Origin of the sequence: Sphingopyxis sp. Root154, from assembly GCF_001427105.1 — a bacterium.
GTDB lineage: Bacteria > Pseudomonadota > Alphaproteobacteria > Sphingomonadales > Sphingomonadaceae > Sphingopyxis.
Window position 1 is genome coordinate 451,167 of sequence record NZ_LMGI01000002.1, and the last position, 26,664, is coordinate 477,830.

20 protein-coding genes, 1 tRNA gene, 1 pseudogene and 1 riboswitch are annotated in these 26,664 nt (G+C 65.2%); of the genes and pseudogenes, 14 read left to right on the forward strand and 8 right to left on the reverse strand.

Annotated features, from left to right (window positions below):
- Positions 1-45: 45 nt before the first annotated feature.
- A complete protein-coding gene (locus ASD73_RS07895) occupies positions 46-1,536 on the reverse strand; it encodes a glucoamylase family protein (RefSeq protein ID WP_056371263.1) in 1,491 nt (496 codons plus the stop codon).
- Positions 1,537-1,605: 69 nt separating this feature from the next.
- A complete protein-coding gene (locus tag ASD73_RS07900; RefSeq protein WP_056371265.1) occupies positions 1,606-4,662 on the reverse strand; it encodes a TonB-dependent receptor in 3,057 nt (1,018 codons plus the stop codon).
- Positions 4,663-4,909: 247 nt separating this feature from the next.
- Here ASD73_RS07900 and bglX point away from each other — a divergent pair, with 247 nt between their 5' ends.
- Entirely contained in the window at positions 4,910-7,228 is a 2,319-nt protein-coding gene (gene bglX, locus ASD73_RS07905) for a beta-glucosidase BglX (protein ID WP_056371267.1), read from the forward strand.
- A 44-nt stretch (positions 7,229-7,272) separates the two neighbouring features.
- Positions 7,273-8,511 carry an MFS transporter gene (locus tag ASD73_RS07910; RefSeq protein WP_056371270.1) on the forward strand — a complete coding sequence of 413 codons (1,239 nt, stop codon included), beginning with the start codon at positions 7,273-7,275 and terminating at the stop codon, positions 8,509-8,511.
- Positions 8,512-8,534: 23 nt separating this feature from the next.
- Here the strand turns inward: ASD73_RS07910 and ASD73_RS22235 are convergent.
- Positions 8,535-8,666 (reverse strand): annotated as a pseudogene (locus ASD73_RS22235) (efflux RND transporter permease subunit); the annotation flags it as partial.
- Between the two features lie 97 nt (positions 8,667-8,763).
- Positions 8,764-8,983, forward strand: a riboswitch (cobalamin riboswitch).
- Between the two features lie 178 nt (positions 8,984-9,161).
- On the opposite strand from ASD73_RS22235, the gene cobO reads away from it, so the two are divergent.
- Genes cobO through ASD73_RS07935 form a run of 5 tightly spaced genes read left to right on the forward strand, consistent with a single transcriptional unit; the run spans position 9,162 to position 13,078 of the window.
- A complete protein-coding gene (gene cobO / locus ASD73_RS07915) occupies positions 9,162-9,770 on the forward strand; it encodes a cob(I)yrinic acid a,c-diamide adenosyltransferase (protein WP_056371272.1) in 609 nt (202 codons plus the stop codon).
- On the forward strand, positions 9,770-10,624 hold the full coding sequence (locus ASD73_RS07920) for an ABC transporter substrate-binding protein (protein ID WP_056371274.1): 855 nt from the start codon (positions 9,770-9,772) through the stop codon (positions 10,622-10,624). Before cobO ends, ASD73_RS07920 begins: the two co-directional genes overlap by 1 nt.
- Entirely contained in the window at positions 10,621-11,622 is a 1,002-nt protein-coding gene (locus ASD73_RS07925; protein WP_056371275.1) for a FecCD family ABC transporter permease, read from the forward strand. Before ASD73_RS07920 ends, ASD73_RS07925 begins: the two co-directional genes overlap by 4 nt.
- A complete protein-coding gene (locus tag ASD73_RS07930; protein ID WP_056371278.1) occupies positions 11,616-12,389 on the forward strand; it encodes an ABC transporter ATP-binding protein in 774 nt (257 codons plus the stop codon). Before ASD73_RS07925 ends, ASD73_RS07930 begins: the two co-directional genes overlap by 7 nt.
- On the forward strand, positions 12,386-13,078 hold the full coding sequence (locus ASD73_RS07935; RefSeq protein WP_056371280.1) for a phytanoyl-CoA dioxygenase family protein: 693 nt from the start codon (positions 12,386-12,388) through the stop codon (positions 13,076-13,078). The genes ASD73_RS07930 and ASD73_RS07935 overlap by 4 nt, the downstream gene beginning before the upstream one ends.
- 21 nt (positions 13,079-13,099) lie before the next feature.
- Here the strand turns inward: ASD73_RS07935 and ASD73_RS07940 are convergent, their stop codons facing one another.
- Positions 13,100-15,652, reverse strand: coding sequence for a family 20 glycosylhydrolase (locus tag ASD73_RS07940; RefSeq protein WP_056371282.1), 2,553 nt, complete (start codon positions 15,650-15,652; stop codon positions 13,100-13,102).
- A 407-nt stretch (positions 15,653-16,059) separates the two neighbouring features.
- Between ASD73_RS07940 and ASD73_RS07945 the strand changes: the two genes are divergently transcribed.
- The 5 genes from ASD73_RS07945 to nagE all read left to right on the forward strand — a co-directional run bounded on the left by ASD73_RS07945 (position 16,060) and on the right by nagE (position 23,557).
- Positions 16,060-16,797 carry a GntR family transcriptional regulator gene (locus ASD73_RS07945; RefSeq protein WP_056373362.1) on the forward strand — a complete coding sequence of 246 codons (738 nt, stop codon included), beginning with the start codon at positions 16,060-16,062 and terminating at the stop codon, positions 16,795-16,797.
- 341 nt (positions 16,798-17,138) lie between these two features.
- Complete coding sequence (locus ASD73_RS07950; protein WP_056371283.1) at positions 17,139-18,176, forward strand: SIS domain-containing protein; 1,038 nt, start codon at positions 17,139-17,141, stop codon at positions 18,174-18,176.
- A complete protein-coding gene (gene nagA / locus ASD73_RS07955) occupies positions 18,173-19,339 on the forward strand; it encodes an N-acetylglucosamine-6-phosphate deacetylase (RefSeq protein WP_056371285.1) in 1,167 nt (388 codons plus the stop codon). The genes ASD73_RS07950 and nagA overlap by 4 nt, the downstream gene beginning before the upstream one ends.
- Positions 19,340-19,388: 49 nt before the next feature.
- Positions 19,389-21,878 (forward strand): phosphoenolpyruvate--protein phosphotransferase, encoded by a 2,490-nt coding sequence (gene ptsP / locus ASD73_RS07960; RefSeq protein ID WP_056371287.1) that lies wholly within the window; start codon positions 19,389-19,391, stop codon positions 21,876-21,878.
- Positions 21,875-23,557, forward strand: coding sequence for an N-acetylglucosamine-specific PTS transporter subunit IIBC (gene nagE, locus ASD73_RS07965; RefSeq protein WP_056371289.1), 1,683 nt, complete (start codon positions 21,875-21,877; stop codon positions 23,555-23,557). Before ptsP ends, nagE begins: the two co-directional genes overlap by 4 nt.
- 29 nt (positions 23,558-23,586) lie before the next feature.
- Here the strand turns inward: nagE and ASD73_RS07970 are convergent, their stop codons facing one another.
- The 3 genes from ASD73_RS07970 to ASD73_RS07980 form a co-directional block, all read right to left on the reverse strand.
- Positions 23,587-23,922: an NADH-quinone oxidoreductase subunit A gene (locus ASD73_RS07970; protein WP_056373365.1), complete on the reverse strand. Its 336-nt coding sequence runs from the start codon at positions 23,920-23,922 to the stop codon at positions 23,587-23,589.
- Between the two features lie 196 nt (positions 23,923-24,118).
- Positions 24,119-24,439: a DMT family transporter gene (locus tag ASD73_RS07975; RefSeq protein ID WP_056371291.1), complete on the reverse strand. Its 321-nt coding sequence runs from the start codon at positions 24,437-24,439 to the stop codon at positions 24,119-24,121.
- 88 nt (positions 24,440-24,527) lie between these two features.
- Positions 24,528-24,603: transfer RNA gene (locus ASD73_RS07980), tRNA-Trp, on the reverse strand.
- 92 nt (positions 24,604-24,695) lie between these two features.
- Between ASD73_RS07980 and ASD73_RS07985 the strand changes: the two genes are divergently transcribed.
- Both ASD73_RS07985 and ASD73_RS07990 read left to right on the forward strand, forming a co-directional pair.
- A complete protein-coding gene (locus ASD73_RS07985; RefSeq protein ID WP_056371293.1) occupies positions 24,696-25,640 on the forward strand; it encodes a DMT family transporter in 945 nt (314 codons plus the stop codon).
- Positions 25,637-26,260 (forward strand): glutathione S-transferase family protein, encoded by a 624-nt coding sequence (locus tag ASD73_RS07990; RefSeq protein WP_056371294.1) that lies wholly within the window; start codon positions 25,637-25,639, stop codon positions 26,258-26,260. The genes ASD73_RS07985 and ASD73_RS07990 overlap by 4 nt, the downstream gene beginning before the upstream one ends.
- 217 nt (positions 26,261-26,477) lie before the next feature.
- Here the strand turns inward: ASD73_RS07990 and ASD73_RS22940 are convergent.
- The coding region (locus tag ASD73_RS22940; RefSeq protein WP_162248139.1) for a hypothetical protein at positions 26,478-26,664 on the reverse strand (187 nt) is incomplete at its 5' end.

Consider the following 26,664-nt stretch of genomic DNA (forward strand, 5'->3'; position numbering starts at 1 on the left):
CCCGCTACCCGCCATCCCGGCGAAGGCCGGGATGGCGGAGCGAGCCTAGTCCGCTTTCGCCTTGTCGAGCCAGCCGCCTGTGAAGCCGATCCGCTGGAGCCCGCGGACGATGTGCGGGTTCTTGCGCATCACCTTCCACACGAAGCCGCTGCGATGGTTTTCCATCATCGCGAGGATCGGTCCCTGGTCGATGCCTAGATAGTCGTTTGCCACCCAGCCATGGACCGGATCGACCGCGCCGCTACGCATATTCGGATCGGCAAAGGTAAAGCTGGGGTTGAACGCGTCCTTGAAGCCGTAGCGCGTGTAGAGGCGCGCGCCATATTGCGTGCGCATCGCCATCAGCGCGCGGATCGCCACCTCGGGCGCAAAGGCGACCGAGCCACCCGCCGCGGTCGGAACGATCGTCCCGTCGTCGACGACGCGGATCGCGCTGACGCCGCGCGCCATATAGCCGTTGAAGAAGCGCGGCGTTCCGCCGACGCTATATTTGTCCTTCGAATATCCTGGCCCGTCCGACGCGGTCCAGCCCCAGATATCGGCGCTATAGTCCGTCCATTTGTTCGGATTGTCGGCGCCATAGGCACGCTGCGCCAGCGTCGCGCGGCGGCTGTTCTCGAAATAGTCGATGCCCTTGCCGCGCATGAAATCGTCGCGGATGCCGCGGAAATCGACCCAGACATGGCTGTACTGGTGCCCGAACAATGGCTCGAACTGCAGATGCTGCTGCCCGTAATAGGTGCCCCAGTCCTTTTCGAGATCGGTGGCCCAGCCCTTGTCCCACGCGTCCTTGCCGACCGGATGCGTCGGCGATCCGAGAGCCAGCACATAGACGAGCATGCCCTCATTATAGCCGACCCAGTCGTGCGTCTCGAAACCCTTCTCCGGCTTCCACCCCATGGTGATGCCGTGCGAACCCGCGAGGTTCCGCGCCTCGGTGCCGGTGTTGGTGCGCTGGACAAAGGTCCAGTCGACGCGGGTGTAGATCTTCTCGGCAAGGTCGCGGATCTCGGCCTCGACCGGGTCGTTCCGGTCGTAATAGCTTTGTGCGAACAGCGCGCCGCCGAGGAACAGGCTGGTGTCGACCGTCGACAGTTCGGTCGTCTTGAATCGCGTACCGTCGTCATTCTTCAGGAAGTGATAGAAAAAGCCCTTATGGCCGGTGGCGCCTGCGGCCTGGGGACCCTGCGGCGCGGTCCAGTAGAAGCGCAGGCAGTCGCGCGTGCGCAGAGCCGCTTCGGCGCGGGTGACATAACCGCGCTCGGCGCCGATGCCATAGGCGGTCAGCGCAAAGCCCGTCGCCGCGATCGACGAGAAGGGATTGCTCGGCCAGCGATCGGGCGCGAGGCACCGCTCGGTGTCCGTGGTGTCCCAGAAATAGCGGAAGGTGCGCTCGGTCAGCTCTTCGGAAAAGGCCGTCTCGGTCAGCGGCGGCAATTTCGCTGCCGGGGTGACGGCCGACGGCGCCGGAGTGGCGGTGCACGCCGTAGTCAGCGCGACCAGGGGCAGGAGCGATGCCCCGATACGAAACGACATGCGATACTCCAAAAAAAGTGAGGCGCCCGGCCCGCGGGAGGGGGTGCGAGCCGGGCGCCTGTCAGCCGGTCAGAATTGGAAGCCGGCCGATAGCTTAATCGTCCGCGGCGGACCATCAAGGCTGAGATCGTTCTCGTTGCGCAGACCGGTGACTGCGCTGAACCCGCCATAATTTCGGTCGTTGAACAGGTTGATGATGTCGATGCGGAAGCGGAGCCGCGATTCTTCGCTGAGGAAGCCAAGCGGGACATATTTGGTGAGCGACAGGTCCATCTGACGATAGCCCCAGCGATCGCCATTGCCCTTGGTCTCGATAGACGTGACGGTGCGGCTCGGCGGCGTTCCCGCGGTATCTACGAGCGCCGCGAGATATTTGGGCGACGCAATCTGGAACTTGCCCGACAGAGTGATGCCGAGCGGAATATCGACCGTACCCGCCATCACGAATCGATGCTTGCGCACGCCGGTTGCCGAGATGAAGGGATAATTTTCGATACCCGGGAAATCGAGCGAGAAGGTTTCGCCGAACTGCCGGTTTTCCTCGGCATCGGTGAACGTGTAGGTCGCATCGAGGCTCCACGGCGAGAATTCGGTGTAGCGCTTGGTCAGCTTGAAATAGGCCGTGTCGGCACGCGTTTCGATCCCGTTGGTGCCGAGAATGATGCTGCCAAAGGGTGCCGGCGGGTTGCCGAAGGGCGCATCGGGGCGTCCGGTTGCCGGGAAGAAGCTGCCGTCGGGGCGGCGGTTGCCGAGGACATAGGCAAAGCCGTCGTGGCTTTCAACATAGCTATAGCCGACTTCGAGATCGAGCAGGTTGAATTTCCCGCGAACGCCCAGGCTGAACTGATCCGAATAGGGCGTCTTGAGATCATTCTTGATAAAGCGCAGTTCACGACCGGCGCCGACCGGGAGCCCCGCGATCAGCGCATCGCGGCCCTCCGGGGTCAGATAGGCGGGATTCCACGCGATACAGGTCGCGCTGGGCACGCAAGTATTGCGCGTGTCACCGGGGTTGTTGAAGTTGAACGTACGGCCGGCGAACAGACCCTGCGCCAGTTCCTGCTGGATGAAGTCGAACTGGGTGCGGTCATAGGAGCGGCCATAGCCACCGAAGATCGCGAAACGCTTTTCATCGTCGAGCGCATAGGTGAAGCCCAGACGCGGCTGCCAGGCGCCCTTGAACGCCTTTCGCTCGCTGCCCGTCGAGATATAGTCGTTGATATCGAAGTTGGCGTTGCGCAGGTTCGTGTATGGCGGCGTGACGGCGCCATTCGCGGCGGTATAGGACGCGCGACCGGCAACGAATTCCGCGATCGCGGGGTCATGCTCGTAATTGAGGAACGCGGGTGTGCGCTCATAATCCCAGCGCAGGCCGATATTGAGCGTCAGCCGGTCGTCGATTTCCCAGTCATCCTGAGCATAAATGCCGAACTGGAAATTCTTCGACGTGATGTTGGGGTCGCCGTCCCCGACGGGCGCGCTGAACGTCATGCGATAAGGAATGGTGTCGTTGAACGCGCCGCCCGGGGCATAGTTCACATTATAGTTGAAGACCGGGTTCACGCCATTTTGCGTGTTGGTGTTGAGTTTGACCCACTTCGCCTTCACCCCGACCTTGAAGCTATGGTTGTCGAGGCCGGTCCAGGTGAAATCGTTCGAGACCTGCCAGCCGCTCTGGCCCTTGTCCTGGAAATTGCTGCCCGCACCGATGCGCAGTATATCGCCCGTGCGGGTTCCGGTTACCGGGGGTGTATTCGGGACCGTCGCGTTGAAGACCGAGACATTGCCGAAATTGAGTGGACGCGGCCCCCAGGTCACGTCTTCATAGGCGACCTTAAAATCGTTGACCCACGTGTCGGCGGTGTGCTCCCAGCGCGCGAGGCCGCGCCATTCCTCGACCTTCGCAATCGTGCGCGTTTCATAAGCGGCAAAGCCGCTGTTGAACTGCTCGCCGCTTTCGTCGCGATACTTGACCGAAAATTCGAACAGATCGTTGGAAGTCGGGGTGAAGTTGATCTTCCCGAAATAGAGATTTTCGTCGAACGTCTCGTTCCGCGGCCCGAACACCGACTGATATTTTTCGGGGAAGTAGCTGACCGGCAGTTCGAGGCCCGGAGTCACGTCGCGCGGGTTGATGCGGCGCTTTCCTTCATAGGTCACGAAGAAGTGCAGAACATCCTTGATAATCGGCCCGCCCAGTGCGCCACCGAACTGGAAATCCTTGGTGCGTGTCTTCGGGATGTATCGTGGGAAATTCTCGCTCGGCCGGCGATCACGCAGGCTCTGGTTGGAGAAATCGACAAAGGCTTCGCCGTGGAATTCATTGGTGCCCGATTTGGTCACCGCGGTGATGGCGACCGAGCTGACCTGATCATATTCCGCCTTATAGTTCGACGAAAGGACGCGGTATTCGCCGATTGCGAGCTGCGGGAAAGGATTGCCCTGGGTCGAATCTTGGCCGGTGACGCCGTTCTTGAGGACATAGTCCTTTTGCCCGATGCCATCGATGAAGATGTTGACCGAATTGCTTCCCTGCGCGCCACCCTGAAGACGCGACTGGTCGGTGCCGTTGGTGATGAACTGCACACCGGGCGCGAGGTCGGCAAAAGCGAGAAAGTTGCGGTTGTTCTGCGGCAGCTGTTCGATCAGCCGCTGCGAGATGTTGGTGCCGACTTCGCCGCCTTCCATCGAGCGGAGACGGCTGCCCGTGACGATGATCGCGTCGTCACCGCCCTCAGCGATGTCGGGCTGCGAGAAGTCGAAATCGAGCACCGCGCTCTGCGCGACGTTGAGCGTGAACTCATCGGTCTGGCGCTTGCCCGACGATGTCGTGAATTCGAGGCGGTAAGTGCCGACCGGCAGCGAGGAAAACCCATAGCTGCCGTTGGCGCCGACGGTAGAGGTGCGCGTCAGGCCGGTGTTGACGTTGATTGCGGTGACTTCGGACACGCCGCCGTCGGCCTTTACGGTGCCGCGCAGCGATGCGCCCGAGACCTGTGCATGCGCCGGAGTTGCGACCGCGACCGCAAGGGCCGCGCCTGCACTACTCCATGCCAGCGCGGCGGCAAGCGTACGGGCACGCGACCGGTGTGCGGAATTGGTCTGAAAATCATGCGGAAACTTCACGGCATCCTCCCTTTTAAGCGCCCCGACATCCCCGCCTTCGCCTCATTCGCTGACCGGCTTGCCTCCGGTGCAGCGACGAATCGCGGGAAATTGCGTCGTTGTTTTTTTGATTTGTAACCGGTTTCACGATAGCTGTATAGGGGGAAGCGACACAGATGGATGCAATCGGGGACCAGCCGGTTTTCGGCCGAAATTCGGCCAATCCGCGTGACAATGTATAAGCAGACCCGACTGGGAAGGACGAATCATGCCGCCGATGACGCGCAACCTCACATGCCTGACGCTGGCCACCCTGATGGTGGCAGGACAGCTCTCCCCCGCTCCGCTGATGGCAAAGCCGACGACGAGCACGAACGAGGCGGCATCCATGGATTCCGCGGGCTGGATGCGCCCCGATCCGAAGATGGATCGCTTCATCGCCGATCTGATGGCGAAGATGACGCTCGACGAGAAAGTCGGACAATTGTCGCTGCTGACGAGCGACTGGGATTCGACCGGCCCGACGATACGTCAGGGCTATCAGGACGATATTCGCAAGGGCCGCATCGGGTCGATCTTCAACGCCTTCACCGCCAAATATACGCGCGAACTGCAACGGCTGGCGGTCGAGGAAACGCGGCTCAAGATCCCGCTGCTCTTCGGTTATGACGTCGTCCACGGCCACCGCACCATCTTCCCCATCTCGCTCGGTGAATCGGCGAGCTGGGATCTCAAAGCTATTGAAAAAGCAGCACGAATTTCCGCGACCGAGGCATCGGCGGAGGGCATTCACTGGACCTTTGCACCGATGGTCGACGTCGCGCGCGACCCGCGCTGGGGCCGCATGTCGGAGGGCGCGGGCGAGGATGTCTATCTCGGCAGCAAGATCGCGGTCGCGCGCGTGCGCGGGTTTCAGGGCGACGATCTGAAGCGCGTCGACACGATACTCGCGACCGCCAAGCATTTCGCCGCCTATGGCGCCGCACAGGCCGGCCGCGATTACCACACGGTCGACATTTCCGAACGCACGCTGCGCGACGTCTATCTGCCGCCCTTCAAGGCGGCCGCCGATGCCGGCGCCGCCACCTTCATGACCTCGTTCAACGAATATGACGGCGTCCCGGCCTCGGGCAGCCACTATCTGCTGACCGACGTGCTCCGAAAGAAATGGGGCTTCAGAGGTTTCATCGTAACCGATTACACGTCGATCAACGAAATGGTCCCGCACGGCTATTCGCGCGACCTGAAGCAGGCCGGCGAGCAAGCGATCAATGCCGGGGTCGACATGGATCTGCAGGGCGCAGTGTTCATGGATCACCTCGCCAAGTCGGTCGCCGAGGGCAAGGTCGACGTCAAACGCGTCGACGAGGCGGTAAAGGCGATCCTCGAAATGAAATATCGCCTCGGCCTGTTCGATGACCCCTATCGTTACTCCGACGAGGCGCGCGAAAAGGCGACCATCTATCGCCCCGACTTCCTTGAGGCGGCGCGCGACGTCGCGCGCAAGTCGATCGTGCTGCTGAAGAACAAGAACAATGCCCTGCCCCTCGCCGCAGCGGCGAAGTCGATCGCGGTGATCGGCCCGCTCGGCAACAGCAAGGAGGATATGATCGGCAGCTGGTCCGCCGCTGGCGACCGCAAGACGCGCCCGGTGACGTTGCTCGAAGGGATACAAGCGCGCGCGCCGAAGGGCACGACGGTGGCCTACGCCAAAGGCGCGGGCTATCAGTTCGCCGACGCGGGCAAGAGCGACGGCTTCGCCGAGGCGATCGCGCTCGCGCAGAAATCGGACGTCATCATCGCCGCGATGGGCGAGCATTGGAACATGACCGGCGAGGCGGCGAGCCGCACCTCGCTCGACCTGCCCGGCAACCAGCAGGCGCTGCTCGAAGAGCTGAAAAAGACCGGAAAGCCGATCATCCTCGTGCTGATGAGCGGGCGCCCGAACAGCATCGAGTGGGCCGACGCCAATGTCGATGCAATCCTCGAGGCGTGGTATCCGGGTACGATGGGCGGCCATGCGATCGCCGATGTTATTTACGGCGACTACAATCCGTCGGGCAAATTGCCGGTGACCTTCCCGCGCAATGTCGGGCAAGTGCCGATCCATTACGACATGAAAAACACCGGACGGCCGATCAAGCCAGAGGATCCGAACGCCAAATATGTCTCACGCTATCTCGATACGCCGAACACGCCGCTTTATCCTTTCGGTTATGGCCTCAGCTACACCAGCTTCTCCTATTCGCCGGTGACGCTCGACAAGGCGAAAATCCGTCCGGGTGAGAAGCTGACCGCGACCGTCACAGTGACCAACAGCGGCGCGCGCGATGGCGAGGATGTCGTGCAACTCTATGTCCGCGACCTCGTCGGATCGGTGACGCGGCCGGTCAAGGAGCTCAAGGGCTTCGAGAAGGTGATGCTCAAGAAGGGCGAGAAGCGGACGATCCGCTTCACCCTGACCGATGCCGACCTGGCCTTCACGCGCCAGGACATGAGCTGGGGCAGCGAACCCGGCCAGTTCAAACTGTGGATCGGACCGTCGTCGGCCGAAGGGTCCGAAGCCGCTTTTGAACTCACGGAATAGCGCCGGCCTTGCCGAGGGTGGCGGGCCGGGTTACGCGACGACAGGTGAGTCCCGACGCCCCGCCCCCACCCTCCGCGCTAGCGCCGTTCCGCTATCCGGCGTTTCGCGCGATCTGGATCGCGAACCTTGCATCGAACATGGGGTCGATGATCCAGTCGGTCGCGGCCGCGTGGCTGATGACCGAACTCACCCAATCACACCTGCTGATCGCGCTGGTGCAGGCGGGCGCGACGATCCCGATCCTGCTGCTCGGCATCTTTGCGGGCGCGATCGCGGATAATTTCGACCGGAGGCGCGTGATGCTCGCGGCGCAAACGGGGATGCTGCTGGTCTCGGCGGCGCTGACGCTGACAACATATCTCGACGCGATCACCCCGCTGTCGCTGCTGTTCTTCACCCTCGCGGTCGGGTGCGGGACCGCGCTTAACGGCCCGGCGTGGCAGGCGTCGGTGCGGCTGCAGGTCGGGCCACGCGATCTGCCGCAGGCGATCGCACTCAACACCATCGCTTACAACCTCGCGCGCAGCGTTGGCCCGGCGCTTGGCGGGCTGCTGATCTCGATTGTCGGCACGGCTGCGGCCTTTGGCCTCAATGCGATCAGCTATATCGTGCTGATCATCGTGCTGCTGCGCTGGCATCCCGAAACCACGCCGCGGCGCCGCACCTCGATGCTGACCGCGATCGCCGCGGGCATCCGTTTCTGCGTACATTCGGACCCGGTACGCCGCGTGCTGATCCGCGGCTTCGCGTTCGGCTTTGGCGCGGCGGGGTTCCAGGCGCTGCTACCATCGCTCGTCCGCGACCGATTGCACGGGACCGAGGTCATCTATGGGCTATGCCTTGCCGCCTTTGGTGCGGGGTCGATCTTCGGTGCGCTGTTGGTGAGTTCGGCACGGCGGCGCTGGGGCAGCGACCGGGTGGTGACCGCCGCCTCGCTGATCTTTGCCGCCGCGATGGTGCCGGTCGCGCTGACCGCCAGCCTGCCGTGGATTATCGTCGCCGCCTTTGTCGCGGGCGGGGCGTGGGTGTCGATGCTGACAACGCTCAACGTCGCGATGCAGCTCCGTTCGCCCGAGGAAATCCTCGGCCGCTGCCTGTCGATCTATCAGGCGGTGACCTTTGGCGCGATGGCGCTTGGCGCGTATACGCTCGGGCTGATCGCCGATCTGGCGTCGCTGCCGGCGGCGATTCTCGTTTCGGCCGGCTGGCTGATCCTCTCGGCACTGGTGCTGCGCTTCGTCGCACCGATGCCGCGGCGCGACGAAGGCAGGCTGTTGCCCTAGGCGCGCGACCGCCCATATCGCGCTTAGAGCGTCGGCAGCACGAACAGGGTGAGCAGCGTCGACGAGATCAGCCCGCCGACGACCACCGTCGCGAGCGGCTTTTGCACCACGGCCCCCCGCCCGGTCGCGAGCGCCATCGGGACGAAGCCGAGCGAGGTGGCGCAATGGGGTCGGCGCGGCGATGATCGTCGAACGGGAATAGGCATTGCGAAAAAGCGCGGCTCCTTTATGGGCTGCGCAGGCGGGGCTTACTCCGCATCTGATCGCGCCGGTGCCCGAAAGGGCTTAAAATGGGAACGCGGTAAAGGGGTTCGTCCTGACCCCCCGAAGCCGAGGCTGTCCCTGCAACTGTAAGCGGCGAGCGAGATGCACCGGTCCGAAAATTTCGGATCAGCCACTGGGGTCACCTGGGAAGGCGTGCATCAAGCCCTGACCCGCGAGCCAGGAGACCTGCCGGCGTGGGTCGCTCACTGCCCTGGCCCAGGGAAAGGCCGCGGCACGGACGTTTCCGTCGAGCGACGACCAAGCGGCTGGAGCCGCTTCGGTGCCGGGTCCGCAGGCATTACGCCGCTTGCGACGCCAGCACCGGTCGATCGCGCCCGCGCGTCGGCAGGCTCCGCCTTCGTTGCCGGCGTGCGGGGGGTCTTCCCATGAAAACGCGTACCGACGCCGAACACACGGCGAAGATGAAGAAAATCCAGGCCGCACAGGCGAAGAAGGTCGCGACGAAAACCGTCGAAAAGGGCCTGATCATCGTCCACACCGGCCCCGGCAAGGGCAAGACATCGGCCGCGCTTGGCATGGCGGCGCGCGCGATCGGCCACGGAATGAAGGTCGGCGTCATCCAGTTCGTGAAGGGCGCGATGGCGACGGGCGAGAAAGCGGTGTTCGAGCGCTTTCCGGACCTGATCGAGTTCAAGCCGATGGGCGAAGGCTTTACCTGGGACACGCAGGACCGCACGCGCGACATCGCGGTGGCGCGCGAAGCGTGGAACGAGGTGAAGCGGATGATCGCCGACCCGTCCTATGCGATGGTGATCGCCGACGAGCTCAACATCGTGCTGCGCTATGATTATCTGCCGCTCGATGAGGTGCTCGGGGCGCTGGCCGCCAAGCCGCATATGACGCACGTCATCGTCACCGGCCGCAACGCGCCGCAGGAACTGATCGACGTCGCGGACCTGGTGACCGAAATGGCGCAGATAAAGCATCCGTTCCGCGAACAGAATGTGAAGGCGCAGCGGGGGATCGAGTTCTGATGCGGCGGCGCAGCATGCTGGCGCTTGCTGTGCTGTCAGGCGGCGCGGGTCTGTTGTGGGCCGCGTCCCCCGCCCAGCCCGCAAAAGCGCCGGCGATTCCGCAGCGTATCGTGTCGATCAATCTCTGTGCCGACCAGCTTGTGCTTGCGCTCGCAGATCGAAAGCAGATCGCGGGGCTGACGAAAAATGCGACTGACCGCGAAATGTCGGGCGAGGCGGCGAAGGCGCGCGGGATACCGCTGCTCAGCAATTCGGCCGAACAGATTCTCGCGATCGAACCCGACCTGATCGTCGGCATGCCGGCGAGCCGCAGCGCGGCGCTGGCGGCGCTACCCAAGCACACCTATCCGCTGCTCGATCTGGAGACGGCCAGCACACCCGAAGAAATCTATGCCTCGATCCGCGAAACCGCCGCGGCCGTCGGCCACCGCGGGCGCGGCGGTGCACTGATCGCGCGGATGCAAGGCGAACTCGCCGGGCTACCCAAGCCCGGTAAGGGCCGCGTCGCGGCCTATTACCAGCGGCGCGGCTATATGACCGGCACGGGAACGCTGATCGACGAATTGATGACGCGCGTCGGGCTGGTTAACCTCGCAGGAAAGCTCGGCAAGCCCCCGCTGTCGCAGCTCAGCCTCGAGGAGATGGTCGCGGCCCAGCCCGATTATCTGATCGTCGAGAGTTCAACCGACAAGGTGACCGACCAGGGGAGCGAGATGCTGCATCATCCGGCGCTGAAAGACATTCCGCGTATCAGCGTGCCGCAGGCGTGGACGGTGTGCGGCAGCCCGGCCTACACGCGGGCGGCGCGCAGCATGGTGGACCAGATCGTGCGTCTCGAAGGAAAACGCTCATGAGCCGCTTCGCCCTGCCCCGCTGGTCATTGATCGCCGCGCTGTCGGCTTTGACGCTGGTTGCCGCAGTCGCATCGCTGTTGTTCGGCGCGGTCGACCTGTCGGTCGCGCGGCTCGTCGACGCCGCGATGGGCAATAACGACAAGGTCGCGTCGATCATCTTATTCGACCTGCGCCTGCCGCGCACTTTGCTAGCGCTCGCGGTGGGCGCGATGCTTGGGCTCGCGGGCGCGGCGCTACAGGGCTATCTGCGCAATCCGCTCGCCGAACCCTCGGTGCTCGGCACGTCGAACGCCGCGGCACTCGGCGGCGTGGCGGCGATCTACTTCGGGCTGGCCGAAATCCATCCGATCGTGTTGCCGCTGCTCGCCACGGGCGGCGCGCTCCTGTCGCTCGCTTTGCTCTTCATCCTTTCGGGCAAGGCCGAAAGCCCGCTGACTTTGATCCTCGCGGGGATCGCGGTCGGGACACTCGCGGTCGCGGGGACGAGCCTCGCGCTCAACCTGTCGCCCAACCCTTTTGCGGCGATGGAGATTATGACGTGGCTGCTCGGCAGCCTCGAGAACCGGTCGTTCGATCATGTGTGGATCGCGCTGCCGTGCATCGCGATCGGCACCGCGATGCTGCTGTGGAACGGGCGCGCGCTCGATGCGCTAACGCTTGGCGAGGAGGCCGCACAGGCGCTTGGCACCGACCTGCGGCGCACGCGGCTCCGGCTGCTGATCGGGACCGCGATCGGGGTCGGCGGCGCGGTGGCCGTAACAGGGGCGATCGGTTTTGTCGGGCTGATCGTGCCGCACCTGATCCGCCCGCTCACCGACCGCAGCCCCTCGGCGATCCTGCTGCCCTCGGCGATCGGCGGCGCGGCGCTGCTGACGCTCGCCGACCTGGGCGTAAGGATCATCCCGACGACAAACGAGCTCAAGCTGGGCGTCGTCACTGCCTTTCTGGGAGTTCCGGTCTTCCTTGTTCATCTCATGCGGGAGCGACGGCTATGGTGAGCCTCACCCTCGACCATGTCGGCGTCACGCTCGGCCGCCGCGTCGTCGTCCACGATGTCAGTGCCGAATTCGGGCCCGGCACGCTGACCGGGATCGTCGGCCCCAATGGCGCGGGCAAGTCGACGCTGGCGCGCGCGATGCTCGCGCTGGTGCGTGCGGACGGTTCGGTGCGCGTCGACGGCGTCGATGCGGCGGCGATGCCGCGCTCCGAGCTTGCGCGGCGGATCGCCTATGTGCCGCAGGGGCAGACGCTACACTGGCCGCTGACCGTCGAGCGGCTCGTCGGGCTGGGGCGGCTGCCGCATCTCGCGCCGATGTCGCGGATCGCCGATGTCGACACGGTGGCGATCGAGCGCGCGATGGAGCGTGCCGACGTGCTCGACCTGCGCGACCGGATCGCGACCGAATTGTCGGGCGGCGAACGCGCCCGCGTGTTGTTCGCGCGCGCGCTCGCGGTCGAGGCGCCTGCGCTGATCGCCGACGAACCGCTCGCGAGCCTCGATCCGGGGCACCAGATCGACGTGATGGATATGCTGCGCGCCGAAGCGGCGGGCGGCGCGCTGGTGATCGCGGTGCTCCACGACCTGACGCTCGCGGCGCGCTATTGCGACCGGCTGCTGCTGATCGACGAGGGCCGGATCGTCGCCGATGGCGCGCCCGCCGGGGTGCTGACCGCCGAGCGGCTGCGCGCGGTCTATGGCATCGATGCAAAGGTCGAGACAGGCGGCGAGTGGCCGACGATCACGCTGTTCGGTCGCGCGCGATGAGCGCTGAAACACTGTTCGCCGGGCAAGGCTATGCCGCGGTGCCGCTGTTCGACCCGGAGATTGTCCGGGCGGCAGAGGACGACATCGCCGAGCATGTCGACCGCGTGTCGCGTGCGCTGTACCTGCCGTTCGAACAAAGCTGCCCCAACGCTCCGCTTAGCGAACGGATCGACCGCGTGTGCGCTCACGAGCGCAGCGTCGCGAATTTGCTGCGTGTAGCGGTATGTACCGACGCGCATCGCGGGCCGAGGCTTCAGGCACTCGCGAACGACGCGCGGCTGATCGAAACTGCCGAGCGGCTAGGCGGCCGTGCGCTGGCCGGAAAGATCGTGCGCGTGCGCGCCAGCATCGCCTGCTTTCCTGAGCATCGCCACGCCTGGCACAGCGACGTTGCGCGCGACGACGGCACCGGATGCGGCAAGGTCGCGGTGACCGCGTGGATCCCGCTGAGCGATGCGGGGCCCGAAAGCGGCGGGCTCGAGATCGCGGCGGGGCGCCAGCCCGCGCCGCTGGCGAGCGATGGCGATGACGGCTTTGAAATCCCCGAATGGCGGCTTGCGGGCCTGCCGCGTGTTCACCCCAAATGCCCGGCAGGGACGGTGCTGTTTCTTGACCGCTTTACTCCGCACCGCACCTTGCCCGCACGCGCAACACGCTTTGCGCTCGTCATATGGATGAAGGCGGCCTGACCCGATTCGCCGCAGCCCGCCCTACCGCGTGGGTTCGACCCGAACGGTCCGGCTGGCGCGCTTGCTATCGGCGGACCGGCTGCGGAGTTCTACGGCGCCGCTGACCGCCACCGGCCCGGCATAGCGCGTCCACGCGCCGCCCTCGATACGATATTCTATCGCGGTGCCGGGGAACATGCTGTTCGCTTCGAGCTTGCCGTTCGCGATCCGCGCGCCGGGGGGGGCGACGCGATAGGCCACGCCCATTTTTTCGAGCATCGGGAACTGCGCCGCGGTGCGCCCGGCGAAATCCTGCCATCCCGCCTTGAGCTTCACGGCGTCGACGCGCGCGTCGCCCCATTCATAGCTCGCCCCCGCCTGATAGGCCGGAGTCCATGGTGCCGGCGTCCACGCGCGTTCGGCGAGCGCGAGCAGGCGCGGAAAGAGCATGTAATCGACCTGCGCGTCGGTGCGGATCGTCTCGCTCCACAATTGCGCCTGCAGCCCCGCGGCGCGGTGGCCCGGTTGCAGGACGGGCTTGTCCTCGATCGCCTTGCCCTCGGCCTGGATGTTGCGGATCGTCGCGGCGTTGGCGGGCAGATTGTCGGGCATGAAGCCGAACACCTGATACGGATCGACCCCACGCGAAGCCCAGTTGTAACCACTCTCGTCGGGGTGCGGCGCGTAGGGCATGTCGAAATAGCCAAGGTCGGGGATCGACAGGACGGCGTCCCAGCCGCGGTTCATCTGGTCGTGCGCCTCGCGGATCGCGCCCGCGTGGAGCACGCCCCAGATGTTCGTTTGCACCTTCTTTGGCATCGCGGCGGTTTCGGTATGCCCCATGCCGTCGCTCCAACCGGCGGCTTCCAGCCCCTTGGCGGCGAGGCTTTTGCTCACGCGCTCGATGAAGCGCGGGGTGAGCTTGCCCGTATCACCGCCATTTTCAGCGATCATCGCCATGCACGCGGGCGATTTGACCCAAGCGCCCGCCGTCTCATCGGCGCCGAGGTGGAAGGTCTTGAGCGGCACGCCTGCTTGGCGGTGCATGTCGGCGAGCGCATCAACCACGGTGTCGACGAAGCGATAGGCCGAGGGCAGGCAGACATTGAGCGTGTTGTCGCTGTAATGCTGGATGCTGCGATATTCGGTGGTGTCGGCGGGGTCGATCAGCCGGTACGTCTCGGCCTCGGCCTTTTTGCCCGCGGCGGTCAGGCGCGCATGGCGCACCTCCATCGCCCTGATCGCAGCGCGCGAGTGGCCGGGCATGTCGATCGACGGGATGACCTCGATCTGCCGCACCGCCGCCGCCTGCACGATCGCGACATAGTCGTCGACGCTCAGATAGCCGTTGACGCCCCCCGCGCCGTCGGGCCCCGCGCCGAGTTGCGGCAGGAGGCACGTCTGTTCGGCGGGATCGTGGCAGCGTTTCGACCCGACCGCGGCCAGTTCGGGGAGCGCGGGGATTTCGATGCGCCAGCCTTCGTCGTCGGCGAGATGGAGGTGCAGCTTGTTGAGCTTGTACGCTGCCATCGCTTCGACCAGCTTCAAAAGCTGGTCGCGCCCATGGAAGTTGCGGCCAAGATCGATGTGGAGGCCGCGAAATCCATATTCGGGGGCATCCTCGACGTGGAGCGGTGCTAGCATGCCCTTGTCGAACGCCGCCTGCTGCGCGAGCGAGCGCAGCGCGTGGCTTGCCCCCGCTGCGTCGTGCGCGGTGATGGCAATGCCCGATCCCTTGACGTCGAGAATATAGCCCTCCGCCTTTTTCGAGGCGGCGGGATCGATGCGGATCGTCAGCGGCAGCGCGCCGCCCTCAGGCGACCCGAGCGCAGCCAAAGCAGGCGCAACCGCGCTGCGTTCGACGCCGCTCAATGTCAGCGCGATACCGCGGCCGAGGTCGATCGCCCGCCCCCTGCCCTGCACCGCCTTCGCCGGCTTCGGCAGGATCACGATGCCCTTCGCTTTGGGCGCCAGCCGTCCGGCCTGTACATCGAAGGCGCGTTCGGCGGTCAGCCAACGCGTCTTGTCGGCATCGCTCTTGGTCGCGAGCCTGGCCTCATCGGTCATCGGCGCGACAAAAGGCAGCGTCTCGAGCCCGGTCTCCGGATCGATCACCGCGCGCGTCGCGGCGATGGTGCGCGGTTTCAGCCCGTCGGCGACCAGATAGGCGTTGGGCATCGCAAACGCCTTTGAAAAATTCGAGCCAACGCCCCACAGCTTGATCTCGTGCTTCGAACCGGGGCGCAGCGTCACGCCGGGTTTCAGCGTCAATTGCTGGACGTCGCCATTGACGTGGCGGTGCGTGAAAATGTCGCTTTCGACGCGTGGCAGCGGATTGACGAAGCTGAAAGTGAGCGCGAACCCCTCGGTCGGCAGGTCGGCGGGCAGTGTTTCGGGAAGGGTCAGCGTGATCGTCGACAGAAAGCAACCCTCGATCCCGGCCGCGCACGCCGGGCGATTGTCGACCACCTCGAGCCGATAACCCAGCGTGTCGGCGAAACGGTCGAGCGCGGTTTGCGACGACGTGCCTGCCGCCAGAGCCTGAGGGGCGGACAGCGCCGCAATCGCCATCCCGATCAACCTCGTGGCCTGCATTCCCATTCTCCCGATCGATAATTTGTATCTAATTTGTCATGCAGAAACTGAGCGGTCAACGCCTTTCCATTCGGCTGTTTTATAGAGGAAAATGGCAAAATTTCGAGAAATGTCGCATTTTTCTTCATAGCATCCACCAAATTGGTTTTATATTAGTATTGCAACCCGGCGTCGCTGGAGCGCAATCGTCGCGTATTGGGCGGGGCGGCGCCTTGGCCGCAACGAATTTGACGGAGAAAAGCCGAATTGGTCCTATCTCATCACGTGAGGCGCGGGCAATCGGGTGGACCCGTTTACGCGAGAGGTTCGTAACAAAGATTGACGCGACGATACCAATGCAACACATAAGGCTGCGGCGCTGGTCCTATCGGCTGAAGCGCCTTCACAACCGGATGGAGCAAACGTCCTTGTCACTGATCGAACGCGTGGGTCCGCTGCAAAAGGACGATCCCACCCCGCTGTACCTTCAGTTGCAGAAGATCCTGCGCGACGCGATCGAGGGGCAGTTGGTCAAGGCCGAAGAGGCCATCCCGACCGAACGCGACCTCGCCGAGGAATTCGATGTCTCGCGCATCACCGTGCGCAAGGCGATCGACGGGCTGGTCGCCGATGGAATCGTTGCACGGCGCCGGGGCGCGGGAACCTTCGTCACACGGCCGCGCGTCGAGAAAAGCTTCTCCAAGCTCACTTCCTTTTCGGAAGACATGGTGTCGCGCGGGCGCAAGCCGCACAGCAAGTGGATCAGCAAGACCGCGGGCGCGGTGACGCCCGAGGAAGCACTGTCGCTCGGCCTGTCGCCGGGGTCGCTCGTCTATCGCTTCCACCGCATCCGCTATGCCGACGACACGTCGATGGCGCTCGAATATGCGACGATACCGGCTTATTGCCTGCCGTCGGTCGAGACGGTCGGTGCGTCGCTCTATGAAGCGCTCGATGCGGCAGGGCACCTACCGGTCCGCGCGCTCCAGCGGCTGCGCGCGGTCGCCTTCACCGCCGAGCAAGCCGAGGTTCTGGGAATCGAGACCGGAACGCCCGGCCTGTTCATCGAGCGGCGGGGATTTCTGCCCGATGGCCGCACCGCCGAGTTCACCCAGAGCTATTATCGCGGCGACGCCTATGACGTCGTGGCGGAGCTCAACGGGTAGGCCGCGTAAAAAGCCTCGACGTAGGCCCGGCCACGCCGCGCGGCGACTCGCCCGCACAACGCAAGATCCGCGACCGGATCCTCGCGGCCTGCGCGATCTGCACAAGACCAATATCGGCCGCCATTTATTACCAATACGCTACAAGCCCGCGCGCCCTCGCGGCCGGTCAGCAGCCCTGAAAATACGATCGGGGATGACTACAGGCGCTGAAAATGGTGCGCCACAAGGCTTGGACGGTCAAAATCCGGTCGCACCGAACATATATCTTGATGGGATATATATAACCTATATAGTACCAATATATCGAGAGGCCTCACAGACCGACCGGGAGACAAGATTCTATGACGCCGAACGCCGCATCGGACGGACGACAGACGCTGATGAAGCAGGAAGCAGGCGAAGCAGCGGTCGGCGTCGCAATGATGCTGGAGGCGAATCGCGACGCCTTCGCCGCGATCGCCCGGCGCCTGCGCGCCTCACCCCCCGCAGCGGTCGTCACCTGCGCGCGCGGATCGTCGGATCATGCGGCGACCTATGCCAAATATCTGATCGAAACGATGACGGGGACACCGACCGCGTCGGCGGCGCTGTCGATCGCGTCGCTCTATGACGCCCCCGCGGTCACGGGAAACCGACTGTGCCTTGCCATTTCACAGTCGGGAAAAAGCCCCGACCTGCTCGCTGCGGTCGAACAGCAGCGCGACGCGGGCGCCTTTGTCGTCGTGCTGGTCAATGCCGAAGGCTCGCCGCTCGCAGCCCTCGCCGACGTCGTGATCCCGCTGTTCGCCGGGGTCGAACGGTCGGTGGCTGCAACCAAATCCTATATCGCCTCGCTCGCCGCGATCGCCGCACTCGTCGCGGCCTGGTCGGAGGACGCGGCGCTCGAAAACGCGCTGACCGCCCTGCCCGGCCAACTTGCGGAGGCGTTCGCGCTCGACTGGTCGCCCGCGGTCGGCGCCTTTCGGGGTGCCACGAACCTGTTCGTTCTCGGGCGCGGCTATGGCCTTGGCGTGGCGCAGGAGGCGGCGCTCAAATTCAAGGAAACCTCGGGACTCCACGCCGAAAGTTTCAGCGCCGCCGAGGTGCGCCACGGCCCGATGGCGATCGTCGGGGATGCCTTTCATATCCTCGCGCTGGGCGGCACCGACCGCGCGGCCGCCGGTGTTCGCGAGGTCGCCGACGAGTTCCGCGAGCGTGGCGCCACCGTCTTGCTCGCCGATCCCGCGGGCGGCGACCTGCCCGCCATCGCGGCGCATCCGGTGATCGAACCGATCCTGATGATCCAGAGCTTTTATCGCATGGCGAGCGCGCTGGCGCTGGCGCGGGGCCATAACCCCGACTCGCCTCCGCATCTCAACAAGGTTACCGAGACTTTATGATCTTTCGTTTCCATAACGGCCGGGTCGCACTGCCGGGCGGTGTCGTTGGCGCGGTGGACATCGCCGTCGCCGACGGCACCGTGACCGCCGTCACACCCGCGACCGACACCTCCACAGACCGGGAGATCGATCTGGACGGCGGCTGGCTGCTCCCCGGCTTCGTCGACACGCAGGTCAATGGCGGCGGCGGGGTGCTGTTCAACGACCAGGTCGATGTCGAGGCGATCGCGGCGATCGGCGCGGCGCATGCGCGCTATGGCACCACCGCCTTCCTTCCGACGCTGATCAGCGACACGCCGGCGCAGATCGCCGCCGCGCTCGCCGCGGTCGATGCCGCGATCGAGCAAGGGGTGCCGGGGGTCGTCGGCATCCATATCGAAGGCCCGTTCATCAACGAGGTGAAGCGCGGCATCCACGAGGCGCATCGTATCCGCCGCCTCGACGACGCCATCCTTGCGACGCTCACCGCGCCGCACCGCGGGCGCGTGATACTGACGCTGGCGCCCGAACTGTGCGACGAGGACGACATCCGCACCCTCGTCCGCCACGGTGTAATCGTCAGCGCGGGGCACAGCGACGCCACCTATGACGAGGCGCAGCGCGCGATCGGCGCGGGGCTCTCCGGCTTCACCCATTTGTTCAACGCCATGTCGCCGCTGCATCACCGCAATCCAGGTGCGGTCGGCGCGGCGTTCGATTCGGATACTTATTGCGGGCTGATCGTCGATGACGTTCATCTGCACCCCGCGGTCGTGCGGCTGGCGGTCCATGCAAAGGGCACGGACCGGATCATGCTGGTCACCGATGCGATGCCGAGCGTCGGCACCGATGTCAGCGAATTCACGCTGCAGGGCAAACGCATCGCGGTGAAGGACGGCGTCTGCATTTTCGAGGACGGCACGCTCGCGGGCACGCACCTCGACATGGCGTCGGCGCTGCGCAAGACGGTGGAGGTTACGGGCCTTTCCGTCCCCGAGGTGTCGACAATGGCGAGCGCGACGCCTGCCGATTTTCTGTCGCTCCAAGACAGTATCGGCGCAATCGCGCCGGGGCAGCGCGCCGATTGGGTATGGCTGAGTGCCGAACTCGCGCCGCGCGCAACATGGATCGCCGGGCGCGTTGTTCCAGACACCACATCGGACCTTGTCCACGCCGCACAATGATAAACAAGCCGCATGACAATAAGCGGCGGAAGTTTTGGGGATTAAATCGATGAGCTTGATCATCACCTCTCCGCTCAGAGGATGGGCGACGACGCTGGACAGCGTTCCCGACCCCGTCTTTGCCCAGCGCATGATGGGCGACGGCGTCGCGATTCAGCCGCTCGGCGATACCGTCGTCGCGCCGTTCGACGGCGAGGTGGTGACGCTCCACGACGCGGGCCATGCGATTTCGCTGCGCAGCGCCGAGGGCGCCGAGGTGCTGGTCCATATCGGGCTCGATACGGTGATGCTGAAGGGCGAAGGCTTCACCGCGCTCGTCGCGGTCGGGCAGACGGTGTCGCGCGGCGATCCGCTGATCCGCTTCGATCTCGACGCCGTCGCGCTCGCCGCCACCAGCCTGATTACCCCGGTGATCGTCACCAATGCCGAGGCTTTTGCGATCAGCCGCCGCACCGTCGATTGCACGATCGGCGCTTGCGAAGCGCTGATGACATTGGTCCCGGTGCAGGCCGAGGCGCGCCGCCGGTCGGATGACGGCACGGTGGTCGAACAGGCGGTGACGCTGTCGCTGCCGCACGGCATCCACGCGCGCCCTGCGGCACGGATCGGGGAGACGGCACGGCGGTTCGAGGCCGACGTGCATCTGCTGAACGGCGATAAGCGCGGCGATGCGCGCAGCACCGTGGCGCTGCTCGCGCTCGGTACAGGCTTTGGCGATGACGTCATCGTGCAGACGCGCGGCGACGATGCCGAGGCGGCGCTTGCGGCCATCGTGGCGCTACTGGCGACCGACATGGGCGAAGGCGCGCCCGCAGCGACATCGGTCCTGCCGACCAACGAGCAGGTTCTGCGCGCAGGACAGATCGGGGGCGTCGTTGCCTCTCCCGGGCTCGCGATGGGGCCGGCGGCGCGGTTGCGGCAGGCCGAGATTGCGGTCTCGCGCGATGGCGCCGGCGCGGTGGAGGAGCGCGCCGCGCTGCTTGCGGCACGGGGCGACGTTCGCGGCCGGATCGCGGCGCGCGCCGACAGCGCGGACGGGAGCGTCGCGGCGGTCATGCATGCGCATCTGGCGCTGATCGACGATCCCGAACTGCTTGCGGTCGCCGAGAAACGCATCGCCGAGGGACGCAGCGCCGGCTTTGCGTGGCGCGGCGCGATACACGACCAGGTCGATGCGATCCGCGCGACGGGCAACGCGCATCTGATCGAACGCATCGACGACCTGATCGATATTGAGCGCCAATTGCTGTCGACGCTGACCGGCACGCCGCTCGACGGCAACGCCGTTCCGGCCGGGGCGATCATGGTTGCCGATGATTTGTTGCCGTCACAGCTTGTGGCGCTAGCTGCCACGAAACCCTCCGGCATCTGCCTCGCGCGCGGCGGCCCGACATCGCATGTCGCGATCCTCTGCGCGGGCATGGGCCTTCCCGCACTCGTCGCGATGGGCGACGCGCTCGACGCGGTTGCGGACGGCGCGCCGCTGTTGCTCGACGCCGAGATGGGCCACCTTACGGTCGCCCCCTCGCCCGCCGATAGCGAGGCCTTCACAGCGCGCCTCGCCAGGCGCGATGCACGGCGCGAGGCGGCTCGGGCGGCGGCAAGGGAAGCCTGCCAAACCGGCGACGGCACGCGCATCGAAATCTTCGCCAATATCGGCACGGTCGAGGACGCCGCACTCGCCGCCGAACAGGGCGCCGAGGGATCGGGGCTCGTCCGTAGCGAATTCCTTTTCCTCGATCGCGACACCGCGCCGTCGGAAGATGAGCAGCACGCCGCCTATCAGGGGATCACCGACGCGCTGGCGGGCAAGCCCGTGATCATCCGCCTGCTCGACATCGGCGGCGACAAGCCCGCCGCCTATATCCCGATCGCGCACGAGGAAAATCCGGCGCTCGGCCAGCGCGGCATCCGCGTCGCGCTCGCGAACCCAGAACTGCTCGAAACGCAGCTTCGCGCCATCCTGCGCGTCGAGCCCGTCGGCCAGTGCAAGATCATGATTCCGATGGTCGCGAACCTCGATGAGCTGCGGCAAGTCCGCGCACTCGTCGACCGGCTGCGCGGCGAGATGGGGATCGCGACACCGGTCGAAGTTGGTGTGATGGTCGAAACGCCGGCGGCGGCAATGACCGCCGACCTGCTTGCCGCCGAGGCCGATTTCCTGTCGATCGGCACCAATGACCTCACCCAATATGTGCTCGCGATGGACCGCGGCAATCCGGCGGTCGCCGCCGGGGTCGACGCGCTGCACCCCGCGGTTCTGCGCATGATCGGCGAAACCTGCCGCCTCGCCAGCGCGCGCGGGCGCTGGGTCGGCGTGTGCGGCGGGCTCGCGTCCGATCCTGCCGCGCTGCCGATCCTGGTCGGGCTTGGCGTCACCGAACTCTCGGTGGTCCCCGATTTCGTCGCCGAGGCGAAACAGATTGTGCGCGGCCTGACCCTGATCGAAGCGCGCGCGCATGCCGAGCTCGCGCTGCAATGCAAGTCGGCAGCCGAGGTTCGCGCGCTCGCCCGCGCATTCGAGGAGACACGGCGATGAGAAAGATGCTCGAAACGCTCCAGCCGCTCGGCCGCGCACTGATGCTGCCGATCGCAGTGCTGCCGATCGCGGGTCTGCTGCTGCGCATCGGCCAGCCCGACCTGCTCGATATCGCCTTCATCTCGGCAGCGGGCGCCGCGATCTTCGAAAATCTCGGCATCCTCTTTGCGATCGGCGTCGCGGTCGGCTTTGCGCGCGACGGCAATGGCGCCGCGGCGCTCGCGGGCGTGGTCTGCTACCTCGTCACGACCACCGGCGCTCAGACCTTTCTCACCGCGCCGCCCGATATTGGTGCGGGACTGCCCGAGGCGGCGGCGGCGCTCGCCGCGAAGAATTGGGCGCTGACCCAGATCGACAAGCTCGAAGTACCCATAGGCATATTGTCCGGCCTCATCGGCGGCAATTTCTACAACCGTTTCGCAACGATCGCGCTCCCCGAATATCTCGCCTTCTTCGGCGGCCGGCGCTTTGTTCCGATCGCCAGCGGGGTCGCGGGGCTGCTGCTCGCCGCCGTCATCGGCTATGGCTATGCGCATATCAGCGGCGCGATCGATACCGCGAGCCGCACCGTGGTCGAGAGCGGCAGCGCCGGCCTCTTCGTCTACGGTGCGCTCAACCGGCTGCTGATCGTCACCGGGCTCCATCATATCATCAACAACGCCGCCTGGTTTCTGGTCGGCGATTTCGCGGGCGCGACGGGCGACCTGCGGCGCTTCTTTGCGGGCGATCCCAATGCGGGCGCGTTCATGTCGGGCTTTTTCCCGGTGATGATGTTCGGCCTGCCCGCCGCGTGCCTCGCCATGTATCACGAGGCGCGGCCCGAGCGGCGTAAGGCGGTCGGAGGCATGCTCTTCAGCCTCGCCTTCACGAGCTTTCTGACCGGCGTTACCGAGCCGATCGAGTTCACCTTCATGTTCGTCGCGCCGCTGCTTTATGCGATCCACGCGCTGCTGACCGGCGTCTCGATGGCGCTGATGAACGCGCTCGACGTCAAGCTCGGTTTCGGCTTCTCGGCCGGGCTGTTCGACTATTTGCTGAACTTCAGCCTCGCGACGCGGCCGTGGATGCTGCTGCCCATCGGCGCCGTTTATGCCGCGCTCTATTACGGTCTGTTCCGCTTCTTCATCCGCCGCTTCGACCTCGCGACGCCGGGACGCGAAAAGGGTGTCGTCGCCGAAACCGCGACGGCATCGGCGGGCGGGGCGCGGGGCGGAGCGTTTGTCGCGGCGCTCGGCGGCGCCGCCAATCTGGTCAGCGTCGATGCCTGCACCACGCGCCTGCGCCTGATCGTCGCCGACCAGCAGGCCATCGACGACGATGCGCTCACCGCACTTGGCGCACGCGGTATCATCCGCCCCTCCGAAAAGGCCGCCCAAGTCGTGCTGGGCCCCATCGCCGATCTGGTCGCCGAGGAAATCCGCGGCGCGCTGGCGTGGAGCGGCGCGGCTGCGGCGGCTACGCTGACCCCGGTGATAGCCGGCGGCACCGACGCCTCGGGGCTCCCGGCGGAAATCGTCGGCGCGCTCGGCGGCGATGCCAATGTCCGCACTGTTCACGCGCTTCACGGCCGCTTCCGGGTCGAACTCGCCGATGCGGGGCGCGTCGACGAGGGCGCGCTCGCCCGGATCACGCACGGGATCGTCCGCCCGCGACCCGACATCTGTCACATCCTGCTATGATACAGGGCGGGCGCCTTCTCGTCCCACGGCTAATCCCAGTCGAGCGCGCCCTTTTTCCATTCGTAAATGAACCCGATCGTCAAAATGCCCAGAAAGACCATCATGGCGCCCCACGCCTCCCAACCGAGGTCGAGCACGACGACGGCCCATGGAAAGAGGAAGGCGGCCTCGAGGTCGAAAATGATGAACAGGATCGCGACAAGATAGAAACGGACGTCGAACGGCTTGCGCGGCGCCTCGAAGGCCGGAAAACCGCACTCATATTCCGAAAGCTTCTCGCTGTCCGGGGCAGAGGTTCCGGTGAAGCGCGACACCGCTATCGGCAGGAAGACGAACAAAAGCGACAGCGCCAGCGCGACGCCCATAAAAATCAGGATCGGAAGATATTCGATCAACAGCGCGGGTGACGATCCCACATTCACACCGGACACGGATTTGGACAGCACGGCGGCCTCCTTTGGAAGTCGCCGGGCCGTCCCGGACCTGATGCCGGCGCATCGCCCCTGCGACAGGGCCGGATCCGCCGGGGAGGACGTGGCCTCGCTTGTCAGGACGCACTGGTCAGGCGGGCGCGGACAGCTTCATCATCACCAGTCCGCTGACGATCAGCAACGCGGCGGTAATCCGCATCGCATTCGCCTGTTCGCCGAGGATGAAGATGCCGACCAGGAACGCCCCGACCGCGCCGATCCCTGTCCAGATCGTATAGGCGGTGCCGAGCGGCAGCGATTTCATCGACAGCGACAGCAAGGCGAAGCTCACGATCATTGCGACGAGCGTGATCGCCGTCGGTGCAGGCCGCGTGAAGCCATCCGATTGCTTCATCGCAAACGCCCATATGATTTCGAAAATTCCGGCAATCGTCAAATATATCCAGGCCATGACAGCCTCCTTCAAAGGCTGCCGGGCCGTCCCGGACTTGCAAGCCTGCGCGCAGCGCAGGCGAGGACGTGGCCTCTTTTTGGCGACCTGGCAGGGGCAGTAGGACTCGAACCTACGACCCTCGGTTTTGGAGACCGATGCTCTACCAACTGAGCTATACCCCTAGGCCGGAGTGCGCCACTAGCCGGATTGCGAAGGCGGGGCAAGAGGGATCACGGGTTGCGCGGGCGGGCCGGGCTGATATGCGCAATTTCGCATGAGTGCCGCGCCGTCCCCTGCCCCGTCCACCGCCGCCCCGCAGAATTATCTGGGCGGCATCGGACTGCGGCTGCTCGCTATGGTCAGCCTGTCGCTGATGTTCGTGCTGGTCAAATATATCGACGCCGCGGGGATCCATATCATCGAAAGCCTGTTCTGGCGGCAGGCGCTGGTGTTGCCGTTCCTGCTGCTGTGGGTCCAGGCGACCAGCGGCCTGTCATCGCTCAAGACGCAGCGGATCGGCGCGCACGCGCGGCGGATGCTGATGGGGCTGACCGGCATGGCGTGCAATTTCGGCGCAATGATCCTGCTACCGATGGCGGAGGCGACGACGATCAGCCTGTCGGTGCCAATCTTCGCCGTGATCTTCGCCGCCCTGATCCTCCGCGAGGCGACGGGGTGGCAGCGATGGAGCGCGGTGATCGTCGGCTTTATCGGCGTCCTCGTCGTGCTCGATCCGATTTCGAGCTTTGCGAGCGGATTCGGCGGCATGCATGGTCTGGGGACTTTGGTCGCGCTCACAGGCGCGATTATGACCGCGCTGATCACCATTGCCGTGCGCGACCTTGGCCGCACCGAAAATGCCGGGACGATCGTCTTCTGGTTCAGCCTGTTATCGATGATCCCGCTCGGCATCGCCCTGCCCTTCGTCATCACCCCGCATGACGGCCACGAATGGCTATTGCTGATCGGGCTCGGCTTCCTCGGCGCTGTTGTCCAGATGTCGCTGACCGGCGCGCTGCGTCTCGCGCCCGTGTCAGTCGTGATCCCGATGGATTATTCGAGCCTGCTCTGGGCGATCGCCGCGGGCTGGTGGTTTTTCGGGACTTTGCCTGCCGACACGACATGGGTCGGCGCGCCACTCATCATCGCGTCGGGCCTGTTCATCGCCTGGCGCGAGCATCGCCGCCATATCGACCGCCCGAAGGAGGTTGCCGCATGACGCGTCCAATATTGTACCATTGTCCCGACGCCCGTTCGCTGCGCTGCCTGTGGGCGGTCGAGGAGGCCGGGATAGACGTCGACCTCAAGCTGCTCAAATTCCCGCCGCGCGCGTTCGAGCCCGATTATCGCGCGGTCAATCCGCTGATGACGGTGCCCGGCTGGGTCGAGGACGGGCAGTTAATGACCGAATCAGCAGCGATCTGCGAGCGCATCGCCGAGGGGACGTCGCTCGAAGTGCGCCGCGACGAGGCGGATTATTGGGTGTGGCGCAACTGGCTGCACCGCAGCGACGCGACGCTGACCTTTCCGCTCGCGATCATAATCCGCTACACCCGCGTCGAGCCCGAGGAGCGGCGGTTGAGCCAAGCGGTCGACGATTACAAAGCCTTCTTCGGCGGCCGCGCGAAGAGCATCGAGGCGGCGCTGGGCGACGGGCGCGAATGGCTCGTCGCGGGGCGCTTCACGATCGCCGACATCGTGATCGGCTATGCCGCCTTCCTGGCGACGACGCTGGGCGCCGACGATGTGCTGGGCGAGGCGACGAAGGCATGGCTGGACCGCTGCATGACGCGCGAAGGGTTCCGGAGCGCCCGCGCGCGGCAAAAAGCCGCGGCCTGACGGAAAAGGGCTCCACCATATGGTGAAGCCCTCCGTGCCCCCCGTGCATGGCAACGCCAACGGAGAAAACGCATCGGCCTTTCGGGGTGTAGGTCGCGTGAAAGGCCGGATGTGGGGTGATTTTATGCCGCGCCGGGAATGTTGGCTTTCATATTCTCACCGTCGATGTGCTGCCGGCTTGGGAAGCTATTTCCGGCCGCTTTGGGGTGGGAAGCAGTCACCCCCAATGCTTTCCTGTCTCCGCCCGAACCCCCGCGATCAAGCCGTCATAAATACGGTTCATGAAGTTGCGTCCGTCGATCGGTTTCCTCAACAGCACGGCGACACCGAAACCATCGTGCAGAAACGGCCTAATATCGCCCTTCACGCCTTCCGATGTATTCCAGTCGCGCCACTCTTGGATG

Coding starts and splice junctions, on each gene's coding strand:
- ASD73_RS07990 (WP_056371294.1), top strand. CDS start 25,637: ATGACGCGTCCAATATTGTACCATTGTCCCGACGCCCGTTCGCTGCGC.
- ASD73_RS07895 (WP_056371263.1), bottom strand. CDS start 1,536: ATGTCGTTTCGTATCGGGGCATCGCTCCTGCCCCTGGTCGCGCTGACT.
- cobO (WP_056371272.1), top strand. CDS start 9,162: ATGAAAACGCGTACCGACGCCGAACACACGGCGAAGATGAAGAAAATC.
- ASD73_RS07935 (WP_056371280.1), top strand. CDS start 12,386: ATGAGCGCTGAAACACTGTTCGCCGGGCAAGGCTATGCCGCGGTGCCG.
- nagE (WP_056371289.1), top strand. CDS start 21,875: ATGAGAAAGATGCTCGAAACGCTCCAGCCGCTCGGCCGCGCACTGATG.
- ASD73_RS07970 (WP_056373365.1), bottom strand. CDS start 23,922: ATGGGCGTCGCGCTGGCGCTGTCGCTTTTGTTCGTCTTCCTGCCGATA.
- ASD73_RS07985 (WP_056371293.1), top strand. CDS start 24,696: ATGAGTGCCGCGCCGTCCCCTGCCCCGTCCACCGCCGCCCCGCAGAAT.
- bglX (WP_056371267.1), top strand. CDS start 4,910: ATGCCGCCGATGACGCGCAACCTCACATGCCTGACGCTGGCCACCCTG.
- ASD73_RS07925 (WP_056371275.1), top strand. CDS start 10,621: ATGAGCCGCTTCGCCCTGCCCCGCTGGTCATTGATCGCCGCGCTGTCG.
- ASD73_RS07930 (WP_056371278.1), top strand. CDS start 11,616: ATGGTGAGCCTCACCCTCGACCATGTCGGCGTCACGCTCGGCCGCCGC.
- ASD73_RS07975 (WP_056371291.1), bottom strand. CDS start 24,439: ATGGCCTGGATATATTTGACGATTGCCGGAATTTTCGAAATCATATGG.
- ASD73_RS07940 (WP_056371282.1), bottom strand. CDS start 15,652: ATGCAGGCCACGAGGTTGATCGGGATGGCGATTGCGGCGCTGTCCGCC.
- nagA (WP_056371285.1), top strand. CDS start 18,173: ATGATCTTTCGTTTCCATAACGGCCGGGTCGCACTGCCGGGCGGTGTC.
- ptsP (WP_056371287.1), top strand. CDS start 19,389: ATGAGCTTGATCATCACCTCTCCGCTCAGAGGATGGGCGACGACGCTG.
- ASD73_RS07920 (WP_056371274.1), top strand. CDS start 9,770: ATGCGGCGGCGCAGCATGCTGGCGCTTGCTGTGCTGTCAGGCGGCGCG.
- ASD73_RS07950 (WP_056371283.1), top strand. CDS start 17,139: ATGACGCCGAACGCCGCATCGGACGGACGACAGACGCTGATGAAGCAG.